The sequence below is a fragment of the Curtanaerobium respiraculi genome, assembly GCF_024609215.1.
In the GTDB taxonomy this organism is placed as follows: Bacteria; Actinomycetota; Coriobacteriia; order Coriobacteriales; family Eggerthellaceae; genus Curtanaerobium; species Curtanaerobium respiraculi.
Genome location: NZ_JANIPD030000026.1, coordinates 1 through 3,004, shown reverse-complemented (window position 1 = coordinate 3,004; position 3,004 = coordinate 1). Strand labels below are relative to the sequence as shown.

Genomic DNA, 3,004 nt, shown 5'->3' with positions numbered 1-3,004 from the left:
GGTACCGCACCGGCGACGAGGGGCGCTTCTGGCCCGACGGCACCATCGAGTTCCTGGGGAGGCGCCAGTCCCAGCAGCAGGTGAAGGTGCGCGGCCACCGCGTGGAGCTGGGGGAGATCGAGGCGGCCCTCGCGGCTTGCAGGGGGGTCGATCGGGCGATAGTGGTGGCAACGGGACGAAGCAACCGCATCAGTGCCGCTATCCTTCCGCAGATAGGTGCTGTGCAAAAATCCCATGGCGCGATCGAACGGGTATCCTCGCCGGATATGGACGGCGGGTCAGTGCTGGCTGATGCCTTTGGAAGGATGTGCGCTTCTTTAGGGATAGGAACTGAACCTACGGCGCAAGATCTAATAGGAGCGGAGGTCGATTCGCGCTTTATACCCGCGTTTGACGCCTGTTCTCGACGAATCCGGTCTTGCAGTGAAACGGCATCTCCTGATGCAAGGCGCAGGTACAGCGATGACGATATCTCGTATCTGCTTTCCATCGTCTGCGGACGTATCGATCCGTCGGATCTTCTGGTGAATGATCGCTTTGCGCCGGATCGCCTCTTCAGGAGGAGCTCGGAAGGGCAGGCTTTCATAAAGTCAGTAGGGGACGCGATATCCTCAACCGCGCGCCGTCTCGGGCGCGGCCTTCGCATTGCCGAATACGGCTGCCGGACGGGGTGCATAGCACGCGAGCTCCTCTCATCTGCCGCAGGGTCGGTTGAAGAGTATTGTCTTATCGATACGTCCGAAGCGCTCATTGCGATCGCATTGGACACGCTTGGGCCGTGGAGCCACCTGACGACATCCTATTGCAATCGCGGTGTTGTGGATGAGCGGTTGTGCGGCCGGTATGATCTGGTCATCGCAGCAGCCTCGCTCCATGCGTCGTCTGATACGTGGGCGGCGGTTCGCGAATGCTCCTACCTTGCCGCCCTCGACGCTCAGCTGATGATAGCGGAGCCAGAGGATTTCGATGAAGAGAGCCTGCTTCCTGCGGCGCTTGTGCAATGTGCGTTTCCGCAAGAACAGCATCACGTGCTGGAAAACCTGCTTCCCCCTGAAGCCTGGCTGGAGCGAATGCAAAGCGCAGGGTTCAATCTGGCCGCTGCTCAAGTGCGAGGTAACCTTGCCCATGCGATTGCGCGCAAGGCGACGCCTGCCATTGCTTTCGAGGGGATCAGGGAAGATCTGGCCGCCTCCCTTCCCGATTACATGCATCCCTCTCATTTTGGGGCGATCGCACGGGTTCCCCTTTCGGCTAATGGGAAAGTCGATACATCTTCTCTTCGCGTTTGGGCTCAAAAGCAAGGCGATATATTTGAAGCGGGAGATTCCTTCGAGCCGCCTCGCGATGGCATCGAGCAGGATATCGCACAGGTATGGTCCCAAATCCTGCGCATTGAGCGGATTGATCGGCATGAAAGCTTTTTTGCTCTTGGCGGAGACAGCTTGAGCGCCACGCGCATGATCGCACTGCTCGCTCAGCAGGGGATGCAGGCTACCCTGCGCAATCTCTTCGCTTCGCCTACACTGGCCGCATTTGCGAAGACGGTCGCCGGGGAACAGGGCGATCCCGCACTCGCAAATCAGATCGTACCCCATTCCGCTGACCGCTATGAGCCATTCCCTCTGACCGAGGTGCAGCTGGCCTATACGGTTGGCCGCGAGGGAGATCTACCGCTTGGGTCAGTGGGATCGTATTGCTTCTTCTTATTCTCCTTTGAAGATTTTGAGCATGAATCGTTCATGCGTGCTTGGATGATCATTTTTGAGCGGCATGACATGCTAAGGACGCGCTTGGAGCCCGATCATGAGCATCAACGGGCACTTCGGGCCTCCGATGGCATCCTGCCCGTTTCGGTGCGGTATACCGATGAAAGCCTGACGGCTGCATGCGACCATCTGAAACAGGCGATGTCCCACCGTGCGTTCGACCTAACAACCCATTTCCCCTTTGAAGTTTGCGCCATGGTGACTCCTGCTCACGTCTGTGCACTGGGGGTGGGATTTGACAATACGATGATTGACGGTCTGAGCATGAGCATCGTGCTAACGGAATTTTCGCGGTTCTACCAGGATCCGCCTCAGAATGATTTGGAACCCGATCTGCGTTTCCGCGACTACGTTACCCAGTACTTGGCTCATCGTGAAATGAAAGCGCAAGACCAAGCGTTCTGGAAGAGGCGTGCTTCGACGTTACCGCCGGCCCCCCAGATTCCCCTTAAAAAAGATCCAGCCGATATCGTTGACGGGCGTTTTAGCCGGATTGCGAGAAGGCTAGACCGTGCTATCTGGGGCAAGATTGCCGATAGCGCGCGCAAAGCCGATATAACGCAGGCGGCGCTGCTGCTCGCCTGCTATGCGAAGGTGCTCTCCCGGTGGAGCGGGGGCGAGGATGTGACCGTGAACCTGACGGTATTCGATCGGCCCGATGTCCACCCAGATACCGGTGTAATCGTTGGCGATTTCACCACGCTTCTTCCTATAGCGTGTCCCGTGTCAGGTCAGCCAAGTGCCGAGCGTTCCATCAAAGCCGTTCAGTGCGAACTTGCCGATGCGCTTGAGCATCGAAGCGTTTCGACCATCAACGTGCAACGTGAATTATCCCAACGGACCGGTTACGGCGATGTATCGATGCCAGTGGTATTCACCTGCGCATTAGGCGTTGCTGATTTTGATCTGGGTGCCGGAATCCTTACGTATCGCGATGGCGCAAGCCAAACGCCACAGGTGTGGATCGATCATCAAGTGATGGAATACGATGGCGGTGTGCTGCTGTCTTGGGACTATGTTCGGGAGCTCTTTCCCGAAGGTTTGATCGAGGCCATGTTCTCGGAATACCTCTCGGCGCTGAATGCCCTCGCGCGGGGCAGCTGGGACGAGCCGCTCCTCCCCTCCTACGAGCGCGCCTCCCGGGGCGACGCCCGTCCCGCCGCCCCGGGGCCGATCCACGCCGGCTTCTTCGAGCGCGCCGCCGAGGATCCCGGCCGCATCGCCCTGAGGTGGGGGGA

The 3,004-nt window shown here is 58.7% G+C and carries 2 protein-coding genes; one reads left to right on the top strand and one right to left on the bottom strand.

The features are described 5' to 3' along the window. The coding region (locus NOV21_RS07790) for a hypothetical protein (RefSeq protein WP_283171793.1) at window positions 1-190 on the bottom strand (190 nt) is incomplete at its 3' end. A 76-nt stretch (window positions 191-266) separates the two neighbouring features. Here NOV21_RS07790 and NOV21_RS07785 point away from each other — a divergent pair. Then, window positions 267-3,004, top strand: a 2,738-nt coding sequence (locus NOV21_RS07785; RefSeq protein ID WP_346428555.1) for a condensation domain-containing protein, incomplete at its 3' end; no start/stop codon positions are given.